The sequence below is a fragment of the Aeromonas sp. ASNIH2 genome, from assembly GCF_002934795.1.
Classification (GTDB): Bacteria; Pseudomonadota; Gammaproteobacteria; order Enterobacterales; family Aeromonadaceae; genus Aeromonas; species Aeromonas caviae.
In genome coordinates, this window is record NZ_CP026406.1 from 3,497,063 (window position 1) to 3,520,878 (window position 23,816).

General features: G+C 59.1%; 17 protein-coding genes and 8 tRNA genes. 7 read left to right on the plus strand and 18 right to left on the minus strand.

All coding sequences use genetic code 11. The annotated features are described in order from the left end of the window. Positions 1–38 precede the first annotated feature (38 nt). The 5 genes from C3F36_RS16750 to C3F36_RS16770 all read left to right on the plus strand — a co-directional run bounded on the left by C3F36_RS16750 (position 39) and on the right by C3F36_RS16770 (position 5,188). Positions 39–1,256 (plus strand): aspartate aminotransferase family protein, encoded by a 1,218-nt coding sequence (locus C3F36_RS16750; RefSeq protein ID WP_104455484.1) that lies wholly within the window; start codon positions 39–41, stop codon positions 1,254–1,256. A 75-nt stretch (positions 1,257–1,331) separates the two neighbouring features. Beyond that, positions 1,332–2,351: an arginine N-succinyltransferase gene (gene astA / locus C3F36_RS16755; protein ID WP_039039587.1), complete on the plus strand. Its 1,020-nt coding sequence runs from the start codon at positions 1,332–1,334 to the stop codon at positions 2,349–2,351. Positions 2,352–2,418: 67 nt separating this feature from the next. Further along, the gene (gene astD / locus C3F36_RS16760; protein ID WP_104455485.1) at positions 2,419–3,888 is read left to right on the plus strand and encodes a succinylglutamate-semialdehyde dehydrogenase; all 1,470 of its coding nucleotides are present in this window, start codon (positions 2,419–2,421) and stop codon (positions 3,886–3,888) included. A gap of 69 nt (positions 3,889–3,957) precedes the next feature. Further along, entirely contained in the window at positions 3,958–4,755 is a 798-nt protein-coding gene (locus C3F36_RS16765; RefSeq protein ID WP_104455486.1) for a DUF1338 domain-containing protein, read from the plus strand. Between the two features lie 181 nt (positions 4,756–4,936). Beyond that, on the plus strand, positions 4,937–5,188 hold the full coding sequence (locus C3F36_RS16770; protein ID WP_104455487.1) for a hypothetical protein: 252 nt from the start codon (positions 4,937–4,939) through the stop codon (positions 5,186–5,188). A gap of 39 nt (positions 5,189–5,227) precedes the next feature. Here C3F36_RS16770 and C3F36_RS16775 read toward each other — a convergent pair whose 3' ends face one another. Next, the gene (locus C3F36_RS16775; protein WP_104455488.1) at positions 5,228–5,854 is read right to left on the minus strand and encodes an HAD family hydrolase; all 627 of its coding nucleotides are present in this window, start codon (positions 5,852–5,854) and stop codon (positions 5,228–5,230) included. A gap of 164 nt (positions 5,855–6,018) precedes the next feature. Between C3F36_RS16775 and C3F36_RS16780 the strand changes: the two genes are divergently transcribed. After that, positions 6,019–7,383 carry an MDR family MFS transporter gene (locus C3F36_RS16780; protein WP_104455489.1) on the plus strand — a complete coding sequence of 455 codons (1,365 nt, stop codon included), beginning with the start codon at positions 6,019–6,021 and terminating at the stop codon, positions 7,381–7,383. Between the two features lie 104 nt (positions 7,384–7,487). Here the strand turns inward: C3F36_RS16780 and C3F36_RS16785 are convergent, their stop codons facing one another. The 3 genes from C3F36_RS16785 to yqfB form a co-directional block, all read right to left on the minus strand. Beyond that, complete coding sequence (locus C3F36_RS16785) at positions 7,488–7,874, minus strand: DUF1622 domain-containing protein (protein WP_104455490.1); 387 nt, start codon at positions 7,872–7,874, stop codon at positions 7,488–7,490. 61 nt (positions 7,875–7,935) lie between these two features. Next, entirely contained in the window at positions 7,936–8,856 is a 921-nt protein-coding gene (locus C3F36_RS16790; RefSeq protein ID WP_104455491.1) for an alpha/beta hydrolase, read from the minus strand. Positions 8,857–8,943: 87 nt separating this feature from the next. Beyond that, positions 8,944–9,276 (minus strand): N(4)-acetylcytidine aminohydrolase, encoded by a 333-nt coding sequence (gene yqfB, locus C3F36_RS16795; RefSeq protein ID WP_104455492.1) that lies wholly within the window; start codon positions 9,274–9,276, stop codon positions 8,944–8,946. Between the two features lie 270 nt (positions 9,277–9,546). Here yqfB and C3F36_RS16800 point away from each other — a divergent pair, with 270 nt between their 5' ends. Continuing rightward, the gene (locus C3F36_RS16800; RefSeq protein WP_104455493.1) at positions 9,547–11,379 is read left to right on the plus strand and encodes an SLC13 family permease; all 1,833 of its coding nucleotides are present in this window, start codon (positions 9,547–9,549) and stop codon (positions 11,377–11,379) included. A gap of 243 nt (positions 11,380–11,622) precedes the next feature. Here C3F36_RS16800 and C3F36_RS16805 read toward each other — a convergent pair. From C3F36_RS16805 to C3F36_RS16870, 14 genes are all read right to left on the minus strand, one after another. Then, positions 11,623–11,706: transfer RNA gene (locus C3F36_RS16805), tRNA-Leu, on the minus strand. 8 nt (positions 11,707–11,714) lie between these two features. Beyond that, positions 11,715–11,791, minus strand: a tRNA-Met gene (locus C3F36_RS16810). A 36-nt stretch (positions 11,792–11,827) separates the two neighbouring features. Continuing rightward, positions 11,828–11,902, minus strand: a tRNA-Gln gene (locus C3F36_RS16815). 46 nt (positions 11,903–11,948) lie between these two features. Further along, a tRNA-Met gene (locus C3F36_RS16820) sits at positions 11,949–12,025 on the minus strand. Positions 12,026–12,064: 39 nt separating this feature from the next. Next, positions 12,065–12,139 (minus strand) — tRNA-Gln (locus C3F36_RS16825). Positions 12,140–12,180: 41 nt separating this feature from the next. After that, a tRNA-Gln gene (locus C3F36_RS16830) sits at positions 12,181–12,255 on the minus strand. 42 nt (positions 12,256–12,297) lie between these two features. Then, positions 12,298–12,372 (minus strand) — tRNA-Gln (locus tag C3F36_RS16835). A gap of 8 nt (positions 12,373–12,380) precedes the next feature. After that, positions 12,381–12,457 (minus strand) — tRNA-Met (locus C3F36_RS16840). 580 nt (positions 12,458–13,037) lie between these two features. Next, complete coding sequence (locus C3F36_RS16845) at positions 13,038–14,660, minus strand: type I restriction-modification system subunit M (protein ID WP_104455494.1); 1,623 nt, start codon at positions 14,658–14,660, stop codon at positions 13,038–13,040. Continuing rightward, complete coding sequence (locus C3F36_RS16850) at positions 14,657–15,772, minus strand: AAA family ATPase (RefSeq protein ID WP_043743052.1); 1,116 nt, start codon at positions 15,770–15,772, stop codon at positions 14,657–14,659. The genes C3F36_RS16845 and C3F36_RS16850 overlap by 4 nt, the downstream gene beginning before the upstream one ends. Continuing rightward, the gene (locus C3F36_RS16855; RefSeq protein WP_104455495.1) at positions 15,769–17,037 is read right to left on the minus strand and encodes a restriction endonuclease subunit S; all 1,269 of its coding nucleotides are present in this window, start codon (positions 17,035–17,037) and stop codon (positions 15,769–15,771) included. The genes C3F36_RS16850 and C3F36_RS16855 overlap by 4 nt, the downstream gene beginning before the upstream one ends. After that, on the minus strand, positions 17,034–18,197 hold the full coding sequence (locus C3F36_RS16860) for an RNA-binding domain-containing protein (protein WP_043743047.1): 1,164 nt from the start codon (positions 18,195–18,197) through the stop codon (positions 17,034–17,036). Before C3F36_RS16860 ends, C3F36_RS16855 begins: the two co-directional genes overlap by 4 nt. Then, positions 18,179–20,821, minus strand: coding sequence for a TrlF family AAA-like ATPase (locus C3F36_RS16865; protein WP_104455496.1), 2,643 nt, complete (start codon positions 20,819–20,821; stop codon positions 18,179–18,181). The genes C3F36_RS16860 and C3F36_RS16865 overlap by 19 nt, the downstream gene beginning before the upstream one ends. After that, a complete protein-coding gene (locus C3F36_RS16870; protein ID WP_104455497.1) occupies positions 20,818–23,790 on the minus strand; it encodes a type I restriction endonuclease subunit R in 2,973 nt (990 codons plus the stop codon). Before C3F36_RS16870 ends, C3F36_RS16865 begins: the two co-directional genes overlap by 4 nt. Positions 23,791–23,816: the final 26 nt, after the last annotated feature.

A 23,816-nucleotide genomic window follows, 5' to 3' on the forward strand; every position in this document is an offset into this window, starting at 1 on the left:
CGGTGGATTATTCTGCCGCGAGATAGCAGGAGAGCAATATGTCAGAGTTGTTGGCAGTGACACGTGAAGTGTTTGATGAAGTGATGGTTCCCAACTATGCGCCGGCCAAAATCATCCCGGTGCGCGGCGAGGGGTCACGTGTCTGGGATCAGGAAGGCCGCGAGTATGTGGATTTCGCGGGCGGGATCGCGGTCAATGGCCTGGGCCATTGCCATCCCAAACTGGTCGAGGCCCTGAAATCCCAGGGTGAGAAGCTGTGGCACCTCTCCAACGTGATGACCAACGAGCCGGCCCTGCGCCTGGCCAAGAAACTGGTCGCCGCCACCTTCGCCGAGAAGGTCTATTTCTGCAACTCCGGTGCCGAAGCGAACGAAGCGGCCCTCAAGCTGGCCCGCCGCTACGCCATCGAGAAGTTCGGGGCCCACAAGACCCAGATCATCGCCTTCCACCAGGGCTTCCACGGCCGTACCTTCTTTACCGTCAGCGTCGGCGGCCAGGCTGCCTACTCCGATGGCTTCGGTCCCAAGCCTGCCGACATCACCCACGTCGCCTACAACAACCTGGAGGAGCTGGCTGCCGTCATCTCCGACAACACCTGCGCCGTGGTGATGGAGCCGCTGCAGGGCGAGGGTGGCATCATCAGCCCCACCGACGAGTTTGCCAAGGGGGTGCGCGAGCTGTGCGACAAGCACAACGCCCTGCTGGTTTATGACGAGGTGCAATCCGGTGTCGGTCGTACCGGCGAGCTGTTTGCCTACATGGGTCTGGGCATCACCCCGGACATCCTCACCAGCGCCAAGGCGCTGGGCGGCGGCTTCCCCATCGGGGCCATGCTAACCACCACCGAGATCGCCTCCCACCTGAAAGTGGGCACTCACGGCTCCACCTACGGCGGCAACCCGCTGGCGTGTGCCGTGGCCGAGGCGGTGATCGACGTGGTCAACACCCCGGCAGTGCTGAGCGGCATCAAGCAGCGCGAGCAGCTGTTCCGCGAAGGGCTGGAAGCCATCAACGCCAAGTACCACTGCTTCAGCGAAGTGCGCGGCAAGGGCCTGCTGCTGGGCGCCGTTCTCAACGATGACTTCAAGGGCCGCTCCCGCGACTTCCTGCTGGCCTCCATCGATCAGGGCCTGATGGCGCTGGTTGCCGGTACCAACGTGGTGCGTTTTGCCCCCTCCCTGGAGATCCCGGAAGCGGACATCAAGGAAGGGCTGGCCCGGTTCGAGAAAGCGGTCGCTCAGGTGGTCAACGCCTGATCCAAATTGAGGTGGGGAGCCCTCCCGGCAGGAGCCGGGACCCCACCTGTCGTCAATGAAAGGGAGTTGTCATTTATGTTGGTTATCCGTCCTATCGAGCAGCGCGACTTCGCCGGCCTCAAGACCTGTGCCATCGAATCCGGCACCGGCATGACATCCTTGCCGGTCAACGACGAGCTGCTGCAACGCAAGATCGATGCCTCGACCCAGACCTTCCTGGACAAGCCCGCCGGCAAGGGTGAGTGCCTCTATTTCTTCGTAGCCGAGGATCTGGAGACCGGGGAGATGGTCGGTACCTGCGCCATCGACGCGGCGGTCGGCCTGTCCCAGGCGTTCTACAACTATCACATCGGCAAGGTGGTGCACTCCTCTCCCAAGCTCGGTATCTACAATGTCGTGGAAACCCTCACCCTCTCCAACGACTACACCGGCAATTCCGAGCTCTGCACCCTGTTTCTGCGTGAATGCGCCCGCGAGGGGCTCAACGGCCGTCTGCTCTCCAAGCACCGTTTCCTGTTCATGGCCGAACACCCCGAGCTGTTTGACAGTACCGTCTTTGCCGAGATGCGTGGTGTCTCCGATGGCAACGGCCACAGCCCCTTCTACGAGTGGCTGCAAAAACATTTCTTCTCGATGGATTTTCCCACCGTCGACTATCTCACCGGCATCGGCAAGAAGCGCTTCATTGCCGAGCTGATGCCCAAGTACCCCATCTACGTCAATCTGCTGAGCAACGAGGCGCGCGCCGTCATCGGCAAGACCCACGAAAAGACCCGGCCTGCCCTCAAGATGCTGCAGGATGAGGGGTTCGTGAATCGCGGTTATGTCGATATCTTCGACGCCGGCCCCACCGTCGAATGCGAGGTGAAGAACATTCGCAGCGTGCGCCGCAGCCAGAAGCTGGCGGTGCTGGTGGGTGAGCCCATCGGCGGCCATACCTACCTCATCTGCAACACCAGGTTCGAGCAATACCGCGCCTGCTACGGCAACATCCGGGTCGATCTGGACAAGCACGAAGCCATCATTCCGCCCAAGATGGCGGCCGCCCTCAAGGTGGAAAATGGCGACATGGTGCGCGTGGTCGATCTGGATTGACCCGCCCCGCAGCACAGCATTGAGACAGGCTGCCGAGGCGGCCTGAGTACCCACAGGGAGTGAATTGATGATGTCTTTAGTCCAGTGTATCGATGGCCAGTGGCTGGCCGGTGAAGGCAAGCCGTTCGAATCCATCGACCCGGCCAAAAACGAGGTGATCTGGCGTGGTGAGGCGGCAAGCCAGTCCCAGGTGGATGCGGCCGTCAAGGCGGCCCGCACGGCCTTCTACCATTGGTCCGATCTGGCCCTTGAAGAGCGCCTTGCCATCGTGCGCCGCTATGCCGACCTGCTCGGCGAGCACAAGGAGGCGCTGGCCCTGACCATCGCCCGTGAAACCGGCAAGCCCCTGTGGGAGACCCGCACCGAAGTGGCGGCCATGCAGGGCAAGATCGCCATCTCCATCCGCGCCCATGACGAGCGTACCGGCACGGTGGAGAACCCCATGCCGGGCGCCAAGGCGTTCGTGCGCCACAAGCCCCATGGCATCGTGGCCGTGTTCGGCCCCTACAACTTCCCGGGCCACCTGCCCAACGGCCACATTGTGCCAGCGCTCATCGCCGGCAATGCGGTCGTGTTCAAGCCTTCCGAGCTGACCCCCATGGTGGCTGAAGCCATGGTCAAGGTGTGGCAGGAGGCGGGGCTGCCCAAGGGGGTGCTCAACCTGGTGCAGGGGGAGGTCGACACCGGCAAGGCGCTGGCCGGCAACCCGGACATCGACGGCCTCTTCTTCACCGGCTCCTCCCGTACCGGCCACTTCCTGCATCAGCAGTTTGCCGGCCAGCCGGGCAAGATCCTGGCACTGGAGATGGGTGGCAACAACCCGCTGATCGTGAAAGATGTGAGCGACATCGACGGCGCCGTCCATGCCATCGTGCAGTCCGCCTTCATTACCTCCGGCCAGCGCTGCACCTGCTCGCGCCGTCTGTTTGTCGAGCGCGGCGAGCGGGGCGATGCCCTGGTCAAGCGCCTGGTGGAGGTGGTCGGCCAGATCAAGGTCGGCCTCTATGACGCCGCCGAGCAGCCGTTCATGGGCGCCATGATCAGCGAGAAGGCCGCACTCGGCATGGTCGAGGCGCAAGCCAACCTGCAGCGCCTCGGTGGTGAAAGCCTGCTTGCCCTCAAGCACCTGGAAGCGGGCACCGGCTTTGTCTCCCCGGGCATCATAGACGTGACCGCGGTCAGTGCGCTGCCGGATGAAGAGTACTTCGGCCCGCTGCTGCAGCTCATTCGCTACGACGACTTCGATGTGGCCATCGAGAAGGCGAACGCCACCAGTTTCGGTCTATCGGCCGGTCTGCTCGGTGACAATGAAGCGGACTGGAACCACTTCTTCAAGCGCATCCGTGCCGGTATCGTCAACTGGAACAAGCCCATCACCGGCGCCTCCAGTGCCGCCCCCTTCGGCGGCATCGGTGCCTCCGGCAACCACAGGGCGAGCGCCTACTATGCCGCCGACTATTGTGCTTACCCGGTCGCCTCCGTCGAAGACAGCAAGGCTGCTATGCCGGATCAGCTGTCTCCCGGTCTGACCTTCTGATAACAAGAAAATAAAAGAGGGGCACTGAACAGGTGCCCCTGTCTGTACCCGCAATCAAAGGAAAGAGAGATGCAAAAGGATATCGACACCCTGTTTGGCCATCTGTGGGACAACTACATTCAGGTCACCCCCAGTGCTCACAAGGTTCATCAACTGCTGGGCGGCGGTGCCCCCATCATCAACGATCACGTGGCGTTTCGGACCTACAACCTGCCCAAGCTCGGTCTCGAGAAACTGGCGGCCCACTTCCGCGCCCTGGGGTATGAAGAGAAGGGCGAGTATGTATTCAAGACCAAGAAGCTCTATGCCAAACACTTCGAGCATAAAGATCCTGATGCGCCCAAGGTGTTCATCAGCGAGCTGAAGGTGGAAGAGCTCTCCGAAGGTGCCCAGGCCATCATCCACAAGCTGGTGGATCAGGTACCCGATCACCTCACCGACACCCCGGCCTTCCTCTACGCCGGCGCGCCCTGGCAGGTCTCCCACACCGACTACCAGACCCTGCTGGCAGAGAGCGAGTACGCCGCCTGGATGGCCGCCTGGGGTTATCGTGCCAACCACTTCACCGTCAACATCAACCGCCTGAAGGACTTCGACACCATCCAGCAGGTGAATGCGGCGCTCAAGGCGGCAGGCTTCGTGCTCAACACCGTTGGCGGCGAGGTGAAGGGCGATCCCGAGGTGATGCTGGAGCAATCCTCCACCATGGCAGACAAGGCCGAGGTGCCCTTCAGCGACGGCGTGCGCACTATCCCGAGCTGCTTCTACGAGTTTGCCCTGCGCTACCCGCAGGCCGACGGCGTGCTCTACCCTGGCTTCGTCGAAGCGTCGGCCGACAAGATCTTCGAATCCACCAACGCCATGTAATGGCCGCCATGAAAACAACGCCCCGCCTGGGGCGTTTTTTTATGGATTTACGCCGACCTGACACCCTCTTTACCTCCCCTTGACCCATCAGTTCGCGGCGATTCGCTAGCATGATGCCGCCCGCTGCCGTGGGCCATCGCCGCACCGTGCCGGTGTATGCCACCCGTTTTGGAGTCATGCCATGAAGATTGTTCTGCCTTTGCTGTTTTCCCTCACTACTCTGACCGCCGCAGCGGGCGATCAGGGCAGCCGTACCCCGCCCAAGCCTCCGCACGAGCTGTCGGCCGAGATGAAAGCGGCGTTTGAGAGCTGCAAGGAGCATGGCAAACCGGAGGAGTCGGAATTTGACAACTGCATGTCAGATCTGGGATTTGAGCGGCCGGACGGCCCGGCACCGGCAGGTGGGAAGGAGGGGAAGAATGAGGCCGAGTAAGCTGGTGCGGGCCCGTCGGTTAGGATGGGTCCGCACCGCTCACACCCGTTGCAGCGTCCCTTCGGTGGCCAGCAAGGTGGTCATGCCGGCGGCCTTGCCCGCCTGAATGCCTATCCGGGTGTCTTCAAACACCAGGCAGTTGGCCGGGTTGGCGCCGAGCTGTTCGGCCACTTTCAGGAAGGTGTCCGGGTGGGGCTTGTGATTGACCACATCATCGGCACTCACCAGCACGGAGATGAAGGCATCGAGCCCGGTCTGACGCAGGATGTACGCCGCATGTTCCCGGGTTGAGCCGGTGCCTATGCCCATGGGCACCTTGCAGTGGTACTGCCTGACCAGCTCCCACATGGCGGGATACACCCGGACGTCGTCGATCCGTGCCAGGTAGAGGGCCACCTTGCGCCGGGCAAAGGCTTCCACGTCGATGGTCAGCCCGTGCTGTTCTGCCAGCATGGTCACTATCTTGCGGGTGGGGATGCCGCCGTACTCGTTGAGCTGTGCCCGATCAAACGGCAGGCCGAACTCGGTACTGGTGATTTCCCAGGCATCCAGGTGCAGAGGCATGGAGTCCACCAGGGTGCCATCCATGTCGAAGATCAGGGCGTCGTACTCGTCGAATCGGGGCTGTTCACTCTGGTGATGATCGCAGGGGGATGACTGGGGCATGGGGGGCGTCCTCTTCGGCAAAGACTCACCCTAGCAGATCCAGCGCGCAGATGTCGCGACCTTCATCATGGTTGGCAGTGGTTTTGACCATTGGCTAATGATATATGAGACAATAATGTGCCTTGCACCCCCTGTGCCGATATCTCATATGAGCGAGCCTGCCTATGTCCCCCAAAACCGTCTTCTCGAGCGTGGCCCTGGTGATCGCCCTGGGCTCACTGGAAAAGAGCATCGTCACCACCCCCTTGCCCATCATAGGGGTTGAGCTGAACGCCGGTGCCGCCCTCACCTGGGTCGTGACCGCCTATCTACTGGCGGCCACTGCGGCCCTGCCCATCTATGGCAAGTTGAGCGACATGTTCGGCCGAGTACGCATGCTCAACATCGGTATCGGCCTGTTTCTGGCGGGATCCGTGGCCTGCGCCCTGGCCCAGGATCTGCCGACCTTGCTGGCCGCCCGCGTGCTGCAAGGATTGGGGGGCGGAGGGCTGATCGCGCTCGCCTTCACCGTGATCGCCGACTGTATTCCGCCACGGGAGGTGGGCAAGTATCAGGGGTATATCTCGGCGGTCTATGCGGTCTCCAGCATCGCAGGCCCGCTGCTCGGTGGCTATTTTACCGAGCAGCTCAGCTGGCGCTGGATCTTCTGGATCAATCTGCCGCTCGGTGCCATCGCCCTCTGGCTGGTGAACCGCAATCTGGGTCACCTCAATGTGCGTCGCCACAGCCGCTTCGACTGGAAGGGAGCGGCACTGCTCATCACGGTCACCACCCTCACCCTGTTGCTGCTCTCGCCGGAAGCGGCCTTGCCCGCCGTCTGGCTCGCGGCTGCGCTGGGGGCGGCCTTGTTGCTGCTGGTCCTGACTGAGCGGCGGGCCCACGACCCCATACTGCCGGCCCACCTGGTGCGCCTGCCGGGTTATCTGGTGAGCGTGCTGCTGGCGCTGGCTTCGCAGTTGCTGATGTTTGCCGTGCTGGTCTACCTGCCGTTGCAGATGCAGTGGCAAAAGGGGATGAGCGCCAGTGACAGTGGCGAGATCATGGTGATCTTCATGGTCTGCATCACGGCGGGGGCCTTCGTCGGCGGCAAGCTCATCGGTCGCACCGGTCACTACAAGCGTTTCGTGGTGGCAGGTTTTGCCCTGGCAGCGCTGGCCCTGTGGCAGATCCACTTCGACGTCTGGGCCAGACTGGGACTGGGGTTTGCCGGATTGGGGCTGGGTCTGGTGCTGCCGGCGCTGTCGGTGGTGGTGCAAAATGCCCTGCCGCGGGAAGATCGCGGCATCGGCATGTCCCTGTTCAACTTCGGCCGGGAGCTGGGTGGGGCGGTCGGTGTCGCCATCTGCGCCGTGTTGTTCCATGCCGCCCTGCCGGCAGGCAGCAGCCCCAATCTGGCCAGCCTGAGCCCGGCCGAACTGGCACCCGGTTTCAGCGCCACCTATATCGGCATGGCGCTGATCGCCACCGCCGCCCTGCTGGTCACCTTGCTGGCATTGAAGCGCCACGAGCTGGCCAGCAAGCACGTCTGATAGTTGCTATCGGATACAAAGAGGGCTCCCCGCGGGGAGCCCTCTTCATGGGATCAGGCAGGTGCCTTTCCTTCCGTGTCGTGGCCTTGTGCCACTCAGCCCGCTCATCGGGCGTCGGGGCGGGAAGGTGACCTGACAGGCTCGGGTTGCTGGCGCTCGGCCTGGGCATCGAGCTCCTTGCCGAGGAAGTAGTTCAGGAAGGTGCGGATCACCGCGATGATGGCGAGGCGGATCAGTTCCTCCTTGCTCGGCGCCACCGTGGTGGCCAGGATGTCGGCGGCGAGCTGGAACTCCAGCGCCAGGATGAGCCAACTGCCAAAGCAGAGCCGGATGCGGGGAAAGCCGGGCTCGTGATCCCGCACTCTGGCCGCCAGCCAGAGGGTCTTGCCAAGGCCGATGACCACGCAGGCGATGGAGATGATCTCCAGCAGCAGCTGGAACAGCTCCACCCCGTGCATCATGCCCTCTTTCAGGCTCGCTATCTCGAACACTCGGGTTACTTCCATGATTCAAAAGAGACACTTTTAACACGGCTTGGGGGCCGGTTCCAACTCAGAGTCTTCTGAGCATCATGGCTATCTGGTCGATGAGCTGACGAGCGGCAGGGCTGATGGCCGCCAGTTGGAAGTAGCCGTGGATGACGCCATGCTGCCGCTGGCAAGTGGCATCGACGCCAGCCTGCACCAGCTTGCCATACAGGGCTTCCCCTTCGTCGCGCAGCGGATCATATTCCGCCGTGACGATATGGGTCGGCGGTAATCCTGACAGGGCGGGATGGAGGAGCGGGCTGGCTTCGGGATGGCTGGGGGGCAGGCTGCCAAGGTAGGCGTGAAAACCGCTTTCGAGCATGTCCCGGGTGATGAGGTAGTCGTCACCGAGATCGCGGTAGCTTTGGCTCTCGCAGAGGGCATCCAGCATGGGATAGAGAAGCAGCAGGGCCTTGGGCAAGGGGGCGTTGGCAGCCTTGAGCCGCAAGGTGGTGATCAGGGCGAGATGACCCCCTGCGCTGTCGCCGGCAATGGCGAGACGTGCCGGATCCCCATGCCATTTCTCCACCTCGGCCATGATGGCCCGTGTGGCGGCCAGCGCATCGTCGTGAGCCGCAGGATAGGTGTGTTCCGGGGCGAGGCGGGTGTGTACGGCGAAGATCAGGGCGCTGGCCCGGTTGCACAGCATCCGCATCTGGCGATCGTGGGTCTCGAAATCCCCGCTGACAAAACAGCCGCCGTGAAAATAGATCAGCACCGGATACGCGGGGTCCGGTTTGTCTGCGGGCCGATAGCAGCGGATGGCGTGGTGATCGGCCTGCCACTCTTCGATGGCGCCCACCTCTTCCCGCTCACCGCCCAACAGGGCAGAGGCTAGGTAGCCGTCACGGCGCGCCTGCCAGCTCAGCTGGCTTGCCTTGGGACGACCTGCGGCGATGAAGTCTGCCACCATGGCTGCGATGGCCGGTTCGAGTTGTTTTTCCATAAGACACCAATGACTGTATATAAAAACAGCCATTGTGCGCTTTTGGCCTGTGAGCGCAACCGGCGTTAGCTGAGGCAGCTCACAAAATCAGGCTTCAATCAGCACGAATTCAATCACATAGAGGGGCGGCAGTGCGGGGTAGATATCGCGGATCACATCTTTAAGCTCGGGGAGGGTCATGTTCTCCTGACGGGCGTGCTCGTCGCTCAGCGCCTCGAAGGCGACCGCCTTGACCGAGATGACTTCAATGGTGCCAAAAAGCTGGTGTTCCGGGTTGGTGAACAGGGCCAGGCGCTGGCCGGGCCGCCAGTTTGCCTCGCTCTCGTCGCGGATGGTGATGGTCTTTCGGCCAGCCTGGATGTCGGCAACAAAGCGGCTGAAGAAGGTGAATGCCGGGTAGGCCGGGGTGTGCTGGGTCATGTCGTCTCCGAAAGGCAAGGGGTGAGAGGGCGGCTCAGGCCGCGGCGGGCCCATTTTAGGAGGGGCGGGGGGAGCGTGCAGCACTTTTTACCCTGACATGTGAAGGGCGACCGACTGCGTTCACGGACCGGTAAAATGGCCGCAACTGAACCTGAATGTGAGATGATGCGGTCTCCTCTTTCTTGATATGTAACAAATCAGGGGGACGGGCTCTGTGGTCTGATGGCGTCCGAGGCCGGCCGTGGTTGACGTTGAACAAAAGGAGCAAGTGTGAATTCCGAGTTGATCTGGGTGCTCAGCATGCTGGTGGGTGCCATTCTCCTGTTTATTACCAACAAGGTACGCATGGACGTGGTCGCCTTGTTGATCATCATCCTGTTCGTGTTGAGCGGCACCCTGACCCTGCCGCAGGCGCTGGCAGGATTCAGTGATCCCAACGTCATTCTGATTGCCGCCCTGTTCGTGGTGGGGGAGGGGCTGGTGCGTACCGGCATCGCCTATCAGGTGGGAGATGCCCTGGTGAAGGTGGCCGGCAGCAGCGAAACCCGCATGCTGGTGCTGCTGATGGTGGCGGTGGCGACCCTGGGGGCCGTGATGAGTTCGACCGGGGTGGTGGCCATCTTCATCCCCGTGGTGCTGAGCGTGGCGAACCGGATGGGGATCCCGGCGGGCAGACTGATGATGCCGCTCGGCTTTGCCGGCCTTATCAGCGGCATGATGACGCTGGTGGCAACCCCTCCCAACATGGTGGTGAACAGTGAGCTGATGCGGCACGACATCCAGGGGTTCGGCTTCTTCGGCTTCACCCCCATGGGGGTCATCATTCTGGGGATGGGGATCCTCTACATGCTGCTGATGCGCAACCGTCTGGTGCGTGAAGGAGAGGAGGGTAAGGGCAAGCAGATGGGACGCAGCACCATGCGGGATCTCATCCGTGACTACCGCCTGGCGGGGCGAGCACGCCGACTGGCGATCCGGCCCGACTCCCCCCTGATCGGCCAGACCCTCGACGAGCTGCAATTGCGTGCCCGCTTCGGGGCCAACGTCATCGGGATGGAGCGCTGGCGCAAGTTCAGGCGGGTGATGGTCAGTGTCACCGGGGTGACCGAGTTCCAGGCCAAGGATGTGCTGCTCATCGACATGTCGGATCCCGAGGTGGATGTGCGGGAGTTTTGCAGCGAGGCGCGGCTCGAGCCCATGATATTGCGCGGCGAATACTTCTCCGATCAGGCGCGGGAGGTGGGCATGGCGGAGGTCTCCCTCATCCCCGGCTCCCGGCTGCTCGGCAAGAGCATCCGCGAGGTGACCTTCCGTTCCCGTTACGGTCTGAGCGTGGTGGGGATCCGCCGGGATGGAGAGGCGCTGACCGGCAAGCTGGTGGACGAGGCGCTGCAGATGGGGGATACCCTGCTGGTGGTGGGGAACTGGAGCCTCATTCGTCAGTTGCAGACCCATCATCGCGATTTTCTGCTGCTGGGCCTGCCTGCGGAAGTGGACGAGATGGCGCCGGCCCGCAGCCAGGCCATCCACGCCCTGATTGCCCTCGGGGTCATGATAGTACTGATGGTGACGGATCCCGTGCCCAACGTGATCGCGGCGCTCATCGCCTGCCTGCTGATGGGCAAGTTCCGCTGCATCGATCTGGAGAGTGCCTACAAGTCCATCCACTGGCCGACCCTGATCCTCATCGTGGGCATGCTGCCCTTTGCCCTTGCATTGCAGCAGACCGGAGGGGTGGATCTCATCGTCGGCGCGCTCATCTCGGCAGTGGGGGAGATGGGCCCCAGGGTGATGCTGGCCAGCCTCTTCGTGCTCTGTGCCGTCATCGGGCTCTTCATCTCCAACACGGCGACGGCGGTGCTGATGGCGCCCATCGCGCTGGGGACGGCCCATCAGATGGGGGTGTCGCCTTATCCCTTTGCCATGACCATCGCCATCGCCGCCTCGGCAGCCTTCATGACGCCGGTCTCGTCGCCGGTCAACACCCTGGTGCTGGGCCCGGGAAACTACAAGTTCATGGACTTCGTGCGCATCGGCGTGCCCTTCACGGCGCTGGTGATGGTGGTGAGCGTCATCGCCATCCCCTGGTTCTTCCCGTTCTGACGACAGCAAATTATATGGCGGCCTGCGGGCCGCCTTTTTATTGCCCGCAGTGCTCTGCGAGATGAAAAGGGCGGCATCACGCGGGAGGAGGGCATAGCGCCGTCGCAGAGGAGAACACAAGGCGCAGCCGTTGATACATACGGGGCGTTGCAGGCGCGCGATGGCGTGGAGAGGGGAAGAAGAGCGGCAAACGCCGGATACAAAAAAACCAGCCTGAGCTGGTCTGTTTGGTACTGCTTTCGATGGTGCGGAAGGAGAGACTCGAACTCTCACGCCTAGGGCGCCAGAACCTAAATCTGGTGCGTCTACCAATTTCGCCACTTCCGCAAGAATAATGGTGGCTATGACGGGATTCGAACCTGTGACCCCCGCATTATGAGTGCGATGCTCTAACCAACTGAGCTACATAGCCGTCTTGTGCACGACTTGCGTCGAATACAAGCAAAAATGGCTGGGGCACTAGGATTCGAACCTAGGTATGGCGAGATCAAAACCCGCTGCCTTACCGCTTGGCGATGCCCCAACAGTGTTCTTTGCAATCGGATGATTGAAGGAACGTTTTTCAAACATGGTGGCTATGACGGGATTCGAACCTGTGACCCCCGCATTATGAGTGCGATGCTCTAACCAACTGAGCTACATAGCCGTTTGTTGTCAACCACAAACGTGGAAGAGAACATAAAAATGGCTGGGGTACTAGGATTCGAACCTAGGGATGGCGAGATCAAAACCCGCTGCCTTACCGCTTGGCGATACCCCAACAGCGATGCCCAACAAATACTGTCAAACATCATTCAAAAATGGCTGGGGTACTAGGATTCGAACCTAGGGATGGCGAGATCAAAACCCGCTGCCTTACCGCTTGGCGATACCCCAACGACGATGCCTGACAGAGACCATCAAACATCATTCAAAAAATGGCTGGGGTACTAGGATTCGAACCTAGGGATGGCGAGATCAAAACCCGCTGCCTTACCGCTTGGCGATACCCCAACTAGAGATGGTGGCTATGACGGGATTCGAACCTGTGACCCCCGCATTATGAGTGCGATGCTCTAACCAACTGAGCTACATAGCCAACCGTGCTTCCAGTGAGTCGTTGCCTCGTCACTGTGCGGCCGGAATTATGCGTATCTGGCTCTGGGGCGTCAACCCTTTTTTTGTTTGAAAAAACGAATTTGGGTGCGTTTGGCGAGTTATTGGCCGCTGTCGTGCAAAAGCCCAACAATCTGGTTTTTTTTACGACATTCGCACCCAGATCGCGCCTCTGGCCAGATAAAAAAGAGGCCAGCAAATGCTGGCCTCTCATGGGGTTAGACGTTGAAGCGGAAGAGTCACGCGTTGAACCTAAAATCCCCATAAAAATCCAATTCTTGCGGGGCGTTGCGCAACGGATCATTCTACCGCGCACATAATATACCCCCAAAGATACCCCCATTCTACGACGATACCCCAAGACACTCGCAGCAACCCCTCAAACTGCGTGCCGGCCTGCCGTGAGCGCGGAAGCGTGCTGCTGGTCGGTGATCAGCCTCAGGGAGTAATTGTACCGCCCGCGTCACAAGTAATGGGCCGACCAAGGGATCGACTCTCGCCATTACGGTTTGCAAAGTGAACCGTGATGGCATCACGTTGCAAACCAATCGGCTTTGCCTTTGTTAAGGCAGCGGAGGCAACCCCAACTCAGCCAGATACTGATTGTGGCGCGCCTTGGCGTCTGCAATCTTCTTCTCGGCGGCAACCAGATCGGCATGCACCGCTGCCAGGTCGATCTCTTCCTCAGCTTGCGCGGTGCTCACATAGCGCGAGATGTTCAGGTTGAAATCGTTCTTCTCGATTTCTTCCATGCTCACCCGGCGAGAGTAACGCGGCGCTTCCTTGCGGTACTGGTAGGCATCGATGATTTGGTCGATGTGCTCCGGCAAGAGCTGGTTCTGGCGTTTGCCCTTCTCATAATGCTCGGCAGCGTTGATGAACAGCACGTCGTCCGGCTTCTTGCACTTTTTCAGCACCAGGATGCACACCGGTATGCCAGTGGAGAAGAACAGGTTCGCCGGAAGGCCGATCACGGTGTCGATATGCCCATCCTTGAGCAGTTTGGTGCGAATGCGAGCCTCGGCACCGCCACGGAACAGCACACCGTGGGGCAGGATGATCGCCATCACACCATCTTGCTTGAGGAAGTGGAAGCCATGCAGCAGGAAGGCAAAGTCAGCAGCAGACTTCGGTGCCAGGCCGTAATTCTTGAAGCGCACGTCTTCGCCCAGCGCCTCGCTCGGCTCCCAGCGATAGCTGAACGGCGGGTTGGCCACCACCGCGTCGAACTTCGGCATCTTCGCTGGGTTGGTTTCGCGCAACATATCCCACTCGTTGAGCAGGGTATCGCCATGGAAAATCTCGAACTCCGAGTCCTTCACCCCGTGCAGCAGCATGTTCATGCGAGCTAGGTTGTAGGTGGTGATGTTCTTTTCCTGGCCGTAAATCTTACCAATGCCATGCGGCCCCATCAGACGGCGCACATTGAGCAGCAAGGAGCCCGAGCCGCAGGCAAAGTCGAAGACGCTATCCAGATGCGGGCGCTTGCCGGTGGCTGGCTCCTGGCTGTCCAGCGTGACGATGGCCGACAGGATGTCTGAAATGCGCTGCGGCGTGTAGAACTCGCCGGCCTTCTTGCCCGAGCCTGCCGCAAACTGGCCGATCAGGTACTCGTAGGCATCACCCAGCGTGTCGCTATCGGTAGAGAACTGCCCCAGCCCCTTGGCGATCTCGGCGATGATCTTGCACAGGCGGCCATTGCGCTCGCTGTAGGTCTTGCCCAGCTTGTCCGACGCCAGATTGATCTCCGAGAACAGGCCCCGGAAGGTGCTGGCGAAGGACTCTTCCTCGATGTACTTGAAGCCCTTCTGCAAGGTATGCAGCAGCTCGGCATCCTGCGTGCGCGCCATCTCGGCGATGTTGCCCCACAGGTATTGCGGCTCAATCACGTAATGCACCTTGCGGCGCATCTGTTTCTCGAATTCGGGTACGTCGTCCAGATTTTCCTCGTACCACGCTTGAAGTGGCGTATTCACGCCGGTCTGCCTCAACACATCGGAAGGAAGCTCTGGATAGTCCGCCCCCAGCTCCTTTTGCGCGGCGGCCTCGTAGTTGTCCGACAGATAGCGCAGGAAGAGAAAAGCCAGCATATAGTCGCGGAAGTCGTCCGCATTCATCGCGCCACGCAGCTGGTCGGCGATGGCCCAGAGGGTCTTGCCCAGTTTTTGTTTTTCGAACTCAGTCATGGTGTACCTGCTGTTGCGACCTCAGAAACTTGAGGGAACAAATCGGGATTGAAGGGGTAGCAATTCAGGAAGTCGTTCAGAATCTTCTTGAAGTAAGCCTTGTTCTCATCGAGCATCTGCTGCGGCTCATACAGCGAGTAGTTGCCGTGACTGAGGATGTTGATCAGGCGCGCGTGCAAAATGCCGTCGGGGTCATCATCTTCTTGCTTGATGCAGGCCGAGAAGTTCTTGTGTCCGTGGAAGCTCGCCGTCTTCTCCAGAATCGTGCGCAGCATGTTGAAATGGTGCGTGAACAAGCGATCTTCCTGTGCAGCCTGATAGAGTTCCGCCAAGGCCGCAACGTGGTGGAAGAAGGGCGTATCGCCCTCTTCGGGCCGTAGCAGATAGCCGCCGCTGGGCGGGTGCTTGTTGATCACATAGCGGCGCGCCTTGCCCAGCTCGTTACAGAGCACATTGAAAAACAAGGTGTGGTGCGTGGAGAGCACTGTCTTGAGCCGATTGTCCTGCCGCTTGAGCAACTGCGCCAAGTGATTGGCGACGGCAATGGCGTTGTGTTCATCCAGCGACGAGATCGGGTCGTCGATATACAGGTACTTCACCCATTGGTACGCCTCGATATCGGCGTCCATCGCCAGTTCGACCACAGCCAGAAAAAAACACCAGATGAAGATGTTTTCCTCGCCACGTGACACCTTAATGTTGTCAGCGGTCTGGCCATCCGCCAAGCGCGAAAAGCGCACCGCCCACTCTGGGCCCTCGGTGTCGATCCGGAAGTCGAAATCCGCGTAACGCCGCAGCAATGGGCGGATGCGGTTGTCCATCTCCAGATCGAACAGCCCCTGAAAGAAGCGCGAATCCCTGTTGAGCAGCAAGCGCCGGTCCGCATCGCCTGCCAGATCATTGTTCCAGTGGAACAGGTCTTCAGTGAATGCGTTGAAATACAGGGTATCGCGAGCGTCGTCCTGCTTGCCCCTGTCCTTGAAGGCCATGGACAGCCGCGTCTTGCCGGTGCCGTTGTAGGCATAGAGCAGGATGGTCTTCTTGTTCTCCAGCTCGCTGCGCAGATGAGCGGCCAGCGCGGGCAAGTCGGCGAAGGATTGGGCGGGCTTCATGCGCCTACCTCATCCAGCACAGGGAATAACTGCTGCATCAGGCCCTTTTTGTGGGTCTTGAGGGCATCGATTTTCTGGGTTTGGGCGGTGATCAGATCGTCGAATGAGGATAGGCAATCAGCGATAACTTGCTGCTCTTTCGCCTCTGGAACGCGAAATTTGTATTTCTTTAGTTGATTGCCGTTTATCGAGTTAATAGTTGCACCCAAATCAGCGGCCACCTGCCTCTCATATGCTTCCGTTTGGAAAAGCTGAATGATGAACTTTGCCGCACCTGATCTAAATACAGTCATGAATGCGCCATGAGTGCATGGTGGCATGTCTTCGGGGATGAGCGCGTTTTTTCCGATCAGTGATTTTGAGCCATTACGGACGCAGATCAAAATATCGTTTGGCAGAGATGGGCTGGCGCCTTTTATATCTGACCTTACATAAACATTGTCATCCAAGACGATTCGACCATCCTGAACATTCGATGACCGCAAGACCAAAAGACCTTCATCGCGCACATCATCGGGGCTGTACGTCAATCCGGAGACAAGTTCACCTAACTGGTCAAGAGCCTTCACCTCCCACCCACCCGCTCCCCGAAACTCCGGGAACCGCAGCCGTGGCACGGTTTCGCCTTCGCGGGGGAAAAGCTGCTGCATCAGGCCCTTTTTGTGGGTCTTGAGGGTGTCGAGCTTGTAAGTTTCCGCCGCGATCAGATCATCCAGCGAAGACAGGCAGTCAGCGATTTTTTGTTGTTCTGCATGGCTTGGCACTGGAATTGCCACGCCATAAAAAGCCTCCTTACTGATATTGAGCAGTCCATTGCTCCTTGCTCCGCTTGTAATGTGCTTTCTCAGCTGGATGCCATGCACATTCCGTTCAAAGCATTGACGATAAAAGCCATTCTCGTATCCATTTTTCAAGCGAAAGCAGATAAAAACATTAGGTGCTGCAACTTCACCCCAACCTTGAAGATCGTATACGCAACCTTGTGGGAACTTGAGAGAGTTCCCCTTGTTATAAACAAAGTCACCATCACGCACTACGGTGTATAGCTTGTATTGGCTCCCGGAAATATCCCGTCCAAATTTCTCTGCCTGTGGTACAAAACCAATTCCGGCAGAGATACTCACCGGCGTGAGTTTTCGCTCGCCCACCCGTTCTTCAACCGGTTCAGATACTTCGCCCAATGTAGGACTTTGCCACTCGGCTGTATTCTTGAACTCAGGAAACCGTAACCGAGGCACCAAGGGCTGTTTTTTATTGCCACTCATGCCGCTTGCTCCTGCGGCCGTTTCACGATGGCCTTGAACAGATTCCCCGCCCGGTCGTCGATCAGTTCAATCTGCGGCCAGGCCCGCAAGGCGCGCAGCAGGCCGCTGCCCAGTCCGCGATAGGGCAGCAGCTTGGCGGCAAAGGACGCCAGGATTGGGTTGCGCATATTGGAGTTGCCTGCCTTGATGTTTTCGATGGTCAGGTTATTGGGCAGATGACCGGGACTGATGATCTCGACCCGATCGGCAAACACCAGCACGCGCACCGGCGCGCTGATGAAGTAGTCGCGGTGGATGAGCGCGTTGGCGACCAGCTCTTCCCAGACGATGCGCGGAATCTCCGATTGGCCTTGGGAGTTGAAGCCCTGTTCACCCTGAGTGGCACGGGTGTTAGCGACGATGAAGCCGAGCGTCTGCTGGAATACATCGGCCAGCTTACCGGTGATGTCGCGGCTGTCGATGTAGCGCTGGTCTTCGATCTCATTGCCGACAAAAGCCACCGCCTTGACGATGAAGGCAGGCAGTGCGTACTGCGGCGCTTTGGCAAACAGCAGACTGCCCGCCACATTGAGCTGCCCGTGGTTCATCAGGTTCATGTTGGTCAAGAGCTGCGGCAGCGGTTGCTTGTGCTGGGCGAGCGGCTCGCCAAATTGCTGTTCGAAAAAGGTTGCGAAATAGGGCAGGTCCACATCGCCCGCGCTCAAGCCCGCCACAGGCGTCTCATCCGCATGCACCAGACCCGCCTGCTGGAACAGGCGCTGGATTTCTTCACGCGAGGTGGCGCGGCGCTTGTCCGAGCCGTTCTTTACCCAGATGGCGCCGTTCTTGTCCATGTAGGGTTTGCTGACGCCTTCCACAACGGTGACCACCATTACGGTGCCGTTGGGGTGCGGCACATTTTCGGTGAGCGGGTTCACCGCAGGCCGCACGTTTTGTGAGGCACTGTTGGAGATGAGCTGGTTCAGGCGGTCAATGTCCGCGTGAGACAAGCCCAGCACCGTGCCGTCGTTTTGCACGCCAATGAAAATCTGCCCGCCAGCGGTGTTGGCGAAGGCCACGATCTCCGCCGCCAGCGCGTCGGCATTGGTGAAGTTCTCTTTGAACTGATGGCGGCTGTCTTCGCCACGGCTCAAGCAGTCGATCAGTTCTGTGGTTTCCATAGGTTGTAAACCTCTTTGCGTCGGTTGAAGGCTTCCTGGCCTCCTTCCATGATGTTGATGATGGCGTCCTGCACCGGACGAGCGTCGATGCTGCCGCTTTGTACGGTGACTTGCTCATCCTGATAGCGGCAGGCATGCACTTGCTCCGCATCACCCAGCACCGGAAAGTTGGCGTTGTGGGTAGCGAAGATGAATTGGGCGTGAGGCTTCATCTCGCGCAGCAGCTTGATCACGTCGTCGTAGATGGTCTGGTTGTCCAGATCGTCTTCCGGCTGGTCAATGATGATCACGTCGTTCTGGCGCTGGCTGAGCACATATAGCAGCAACGCGGAAGCACGCTGCCCGAGCGAGTGGTGCTTGAGTTCCTTGCCGCGATAGCGAATGACGAAACGGTTGGGCACCTGCCAGGTGACGAACTCCGTCAGGTTCTGCATAAAGGTCTTTTCGAACACCTCCGGCGTGCTGCCCGCTTTTTTCAAGGCGTTTGGCAAATCACGCAGCAGGCCGCCGAAATCGGCATAGTCCTCCATCACGGCGCGCAGGGTGGTTTCGCGGATGTTGCTGCCCTTGAAGAGCTGCTGCATGAAGCCGATGGCGGCTTCCTTGTCGCCTTTGAAGTCGGCTTCGATCTGCAAGGCGGTATGGCCAGCGTTCACCCGATCCAGTTCGGCCTTGATGGCGTTGAACTCGCGCAGCCACAGGCCGTTGAGCTTGTCGATCTCGGCAAACAGTGCGTCGCGGATACTGCTTTGCTGGCTTTCCTGCTTGGCGAGCGCCTCCAGCATTTGCTCCGCCTTGGTTTTACGCTGCTGTTGGGTCAGGAAGTCATCCGGCTGGATGGCCGTCATGCCGGTCTGCTTGAGTTCCTGAGCCAGCTGACGTTCGACCTGGGCAAACTCTTCCTGAAGACTCTGGCGCGCGGCATCGAACTCGCCTTGTTTGAATTGAAGCCGGGAGGTAACAGCGCGGGCCTCTTGCTCGATTTGCTTGAGCTGATCGACTTTGGCAACGAGATTGGCAAATTCGGCGTAAAAAGCCGTGAAGAAATCGGGGTTCTGCTTGGAGACGTAGCTCGTGGCATTACGCAGATCGTCTTCGTGCTCGGCGATCAATTGCCCGAGGGCGAGCACAAAGCTGTCTGCCCGCTCCTTCATGCGTGCCAGTGCACTGGCATCCTGCTGGAAGCCAAGGCGCTTTTGCAGCTTGTCGGCAACCCCGTACTCTTCAAATTTCTTCAGCCGGAAGTTGGCATCGGTGAGCTGGGACTGGTAATCACGCCTGAGTTCGGCAGTATTGTTGAGCTTGAGCCAGCGACTTGCTGCATCACGCACATGCTGGCGTTGGGTTTCGATTTCGTCTCGCAGTGTGCGGAGCTTTTCGCCCACCAGCTTTTCCACTAGATCGGTCTCGAAACCTTCGCCGGTGCTGGAAAGGTCTTTCTGCCCGAAGTAGATCGGACGGCGCAGTACGGTTTCCCGGATCGATACACCGGGCTGCAATTTGCCGTCCAGATAGACGTTCGGCGCTTCGCGAAAAATGCGGGAGATGGTGAATTCCTGTCCGTATACGTCACAGGCCGTCAGCGTCACCTTGCCGCCGCTGCCCAGAGTGTGGCGGATCAGTTCATCCTTGTACTTGGTGTCCTGCGCCTTCTCCCCGCGAGGAATATCGAGGGCGTAGCGCACTGCTTCCAGAATGGAAGACTTGCCGCTGCCCCGGATGCCGATCAACGTGTTCAGTTCAGGCGAGAAATGCAGCGTTTTCCCGTCAAGGATGCCCCCGTCAAAGTGAATGCTGCGGATGTGCGATGCGAGATGCTTGGGCGGCTCCGTGGCGACCCGCGAAGCAGAATCGCTCAGAGCAAACTTGACCGCCTCAAAGGACAGTTCACCCAATTTGAGGTAACAGGCTTTGCCCTGACCAATCTCTTCGATGCATTTGGCGTCGCAGCCTTCCAGTTCGGCGGGGTACCAGCCACCTAGATGCTGCTGCGTTTTAGTCCGGCAGGGTTTGCTTTTCTCTTGCAGCTTGTTGTACGTGCGTACCTTTTGGAAGCCCAACGTGCGACGGCGGAAGAATTCGTTCTGGCCCAGTTCGGCAAGACGCCCCCCGTCCAATTCGGCCCACAGTCCGCTCGGTGCTTCGACATGGGCAAAGACAAGGAAAAAGTCGCGGTGATAGCTTTCCAGCTTCTTGATGGTTTCCAACAGTGACAGAGAGGAACGCCCGTTTTCCTGCTCGTACTGGGCAGGGATTTTTCCTTCAAACGCAACGCCCAGGAAGGGGTTGATATGGTCATGACCATCGGCCAACCAGTCGTCGGAAAAAACAACCAAGGTGTGGATGCCATTGGCCCCGTCATTGACCGACAGCTCGACGCCGGGCAACAGCGCAATATCCTTCTTCTGCGCTGTCTTGCGCAGCGCTTTGAACTCCTCAAAATCGAACTTGTTGTGATTGGTGATGACGCCCAGCTGGATACCTGCTTTCTCCAGCGCGTTCACATAATTGCTGTTGTAGAAGTTGTCATCGCCTGTGTACTTGAACTCACGATCTGCGCGGGTGTGCAGATGGAAGTCCGCACGAACCCACTGCGCCCCCTGTGTAAAGACGGTTCCCATCATCGCCCCTCCTCATAGGCAGCCAAACCAGCAATCTCTCGACCCTGGGCGAGCTTGTGCAGCAGTGGTGTCAGCTCTTCCATCAGGGCCAACTCTTTCTGCGTGCGGGCTTTCCAGCCAAGTTCCAGCGGGGCCATCAACTCGGAGAGGCGTTCGCCATCGAAAATGCGGCGGCGCAAAATGTCATCGACAAAGGCTTGCAGCGCTGATGCGTCCAGTGTGTGGCGGTTGGCGAGATCGGTGAGTTCCCGTGTTTTTTTCTCTGCCTTGAAGCGGTCGAATCCGCTGCGGATTTGCTTTTCATCCAATGCTTCGTTGACCGGTAAGCCCCGGATGTACTCGGCAATGTCCTCACGCTCGTCGATGAACTTGGCATCGGACTGGATCAGGCCGATGAGCTGCTCACGGTTCATGGTGAGCTTGCCGGGCTTCTGCTGGGTCAGCTTGGCGATGAGGCTCATGATGTAGTCGTAGTCGATCACGCTTGAGGCGAAGAGCACGAATTCGAAATCAAGCTGCTGCACTTCTGGCGGGGTCTGGTCGCGATCCTGCTGTTCCTTCAAGCGCTTGGCCGTTTCGAGGTACACACCTTTGAAGCCCTGCATCTGATCGGGTGGCGCAATCTGGGTGATCTGCGCCTTCTGCTCATCCGAGAGATCGGTATATTGATCGAGCTGGGTCTTGAGGCGCTGTACTTCCTTGAACAGATTGACGAACTGCGCCCGTGCGGCATCGCCTTTCAGGTTGGCCACTTCTTCCGGCGCATTGCCCACGCCTTGCGACTGCATGAAGTCGGCCAGCTTCTGGGTGGCGGTTTGCAGGTTATCGATGACCTTGGGCGCAGGGTCTACCAGCCAGATTTCACGCGGGTTGTCGATCTTCTCGCCAGAGAACAGTGCAATCGCCTCTTCGACCGGCCTTTGCTGCTGACGGAAGTCGAGGATGTTGCCATAGGGCTTGCTGTCGTTCAGCACGCGATTGGTGCGCGAAAACGCCTGGATCAAGCCGTGATGCTTGAGGTTCTTATCCACGTATAGGGTATTGAGGTACTTGGAGTCGAAACCGGTGAGCAGCATGTCCACCACGATGGTGATGTCGATCTTTTGCGCGGCGGGGAGATCGCTGTTGGGATACTGCTGATCCTTGATGCGCTTTTGCACATCCTGGTAGTACAGGTCGAACTCGCTGATGCGATGGTTGGTGCCAAAGCGCGTGTTGTAATCGGTCACGATGCGCGTAAGCGCCGCCTTCTTGCCTTCGGGGTCTTGCTGGTTATCTTCTTTCTCTTGCGGCAGGTCTTCCTGAATCTGTTGTACGTCCTTATTTCCCTCGGCAGGTGGAGAGAATACGCAGGCAATGTTCAGCGGACGGAACTCAGGGTCTTGCTCGGTCTTTTGTTTTTGAATCTCCGCGAACAGTTCGAAATACTCGATGGCATCGTTGATGCTGGCCGTTGCCAACACCGCGTTGAACTTGCGGCCATTGGTCGCTGCATCGTGCTTGGCGAGAATGGTTTCAATGACCTTGGGCTTGGCCACACCTTCACCAGGCTTGGGAGGATTCTTGCCTTCGGGCTTGAAGTAATCCACGTGAAAGCGCAGGACGTTGCGATCCTCGATGGCGTGGGTGATGGTGTATTGATGCAGGCAACGCTGGAAGAGGTCGTCGGTCGTGCGGTAACTGGCCTGCTGACCTTCGATCTGCTGGTAGCTGGCGTTCTTCTCGAAGATGGGTGTGCCGGTAAAGCCAAAAAGCTGGGCGTTGGGGAAGAACTCCTTGATGGCTTTGTGGTTGTCGCCAAATTGTGAGCGGTGGCATTCATCAAAGATAAACACCATGCGCTGGTTGCGTAATGGCTCCAGCCGCTCCTTGTAGTTGCGTCTGTTGGCCCCATCCAGAGCCAGGCCCAGCTTCTGAATGGTGGTGACGATGACTTTATCGGCGTAGTCATCCGACAGTAGGCGGCGCACCAGGGTCTCGGTGTTGGTGTTCTCTTCGACGCAGCCCTCCTGAAAGCGGTTGAATTCCTCGCGAGTCTGGCGATCCAGGTCTTTGCGATCCACCACAAACAGACACTTGTCGATGTCCGGATTGTCTTTGAGCAGGGTGGACGCCTTGAACGAAGTCAGCGTCTTGCCTGAGCCGGTGGTGTGCCAGATGTAGCCGTTGCCGCAATTCTGGTGGATGCACTCCACGATGGCTTTGACGGCATAGATTTGGTATGGCCGCATCATCAGCAGCTTCTGCTCGCTGGCCACCAGCACCATGTAGCGGCTGATCATTTGCCCTAGAGTGCACTTGGCTAGGAACTTCTCGGCAAAACTATCGAGCAGCGTGATTTTCTTGTTGTCTTCGCTGGCAAACTGGTAAACCGGCAAGAAGCGCTCATCTGCGTTGAAGCTGAAGTGCCGTGCGTTGTTGTTGGCGAAATACCAAGTGTCAGTGCGGTTGCTGACGATGAAGAGCTGCAGGAAGCACAGCAGTGTCTTGCTATAGCCATTGCCGGGGTCAGTCTTGTAATCAACGATCTGCTGCATGGCCCGGCGCGGGCTGACCGCCAAGGTCTTCAGCTCGATTTGCACCACCGGTACGCCGTTGATGAGCAGCATCACGTCGTAGCGGTGATGGCTGTTGTCAGTGTTCATGCGCAACTGGTTGACGACCTCAAAGTCGTTCTTGCACCAGTCCCGGATGTTCACCAAGGTGTAGTTCAGCGGCGTACCATCGTCGCGCTCGAAGCTGTTGATGTTGCGAAGCCGCTGGGCAGCGCCGTAGACATCGGGCGTGATGATGCCGTCGAGCAAGCGCTGAAACTCGCTGTCAGTCAGATGCACGCGGTTCAGCGCTTCGAACTTGGCTCGGAAGTTGGCTTCGAGCGCGGCGCGGTCGCGAATGTCGGGGCGATAGGTGTACTTGAGGTCGCCGAGCTTGGCGATCAGATCGAGTTCGATTTGTTGTTCTGTGGTCGTCATGAACCTTGCCTCAAAGACCCAAACGG

Coding starts and splice junctions, on each gene's coding strand:
- C3F36_RS16750 (WP_104455484.1), top strand. CDS start 39: ATGTCAGAGTTGTTGGCAGTGACACGTGAAGTGTTTGATGAAGTGATG.
- astA (WP_039039587.1), top strand. CDS start 1,332: ATGTTGGTTATCCGTCCTATCGAGCAGCGCGACTTCGCCGGCCTCAAG.
- C3F36_RS16865 (WP_104455496.1), bottom strand. CDS start 20,821: ATGATGGGAACCGTCTTTACACAGGGGGCGCAGTGGGTTCGTGCGGAC.
- C3F36_RS16775 (WP_104455488.1), bottom strand. CDS start 5,854: ATGCCCCAGTCATCCCCCTGCGATCATCACCAGAGTGAACAGCCCCGA.
- C3F36_RS16860 (WP_043743047.1), bottom strand. CDS start 18,197: ATGGAAACCACAGAACTGATCGACTGCTTGAGCCGTGGCGAAGACAGC.
- C3F36_RS16845 (WP_104455494.1), bottom strand. CDS start 14,660: ATGACTGAGTTCGAAAAACAAAAACTGGGCAAGACCCTCTGGGCCATC.
- C3F36_RS16870 (WP_104455497.1), bottom strand. CDS start 23,790: ATGACGACCACAGAACAACAAATCGAACTCGATCTGATCGCCAAGCTC.
- yqfB (WP_104455492.1), bottom strand. CDS start 9,276: ATGACCCAGCACACCCCGGCCTACCCGGCATTCACCTTCTTCAGCCGC.
- C3F36_RS16855 (WP_104455495.1), bottom strand. CDS start 17,037: ATGAGTGGCAATAAAAAACAGCCCTTGGTGCCTCGGTTACGGTTTCCT.
- C3F36_RS16790 (WP_104455491.1), bottom strand. CDS start 8,856: ATGGAAAAACAACTCGAACCGGCCATCGCAGCCATGGTGGCAGACTTC.
- C3F36_RS16780 (WP_104455489.1), top strand. CDS start 6,019: ATGTCCCCCAAAACCGTCTTCTCGAGCGTGGCCCTGGTGATCGCCCTG.
- C3F36_RS16770 (WP_104455487.1), top strand. CDS start 4,937: ATGAAGATTGTTCTGCCTTTGCTGTTTTCCCTCACTACTCTGACCGCC.
- C3F36_RS16765 (WP_104455486.1), top strand. CDS start 3,958: ATGCAAAAGGATATCGACACCCTGTTTGGCCATCTGTGGGACAACTAC.
- C3F36_RS16850 (WP_043743052.1), bottom strand. CDS start 15,772: ATGAAGCCCGCCCAATCCTTCGCCGACTTGCCCGCGCTGGCCGCTCAT.
- astD (WP_104455485.1), top strand. CDS start 2,419: ATGATGTCTTTAGTCCAGTGTATCGATGGCCAGTGGCTGGCCGGTGAA.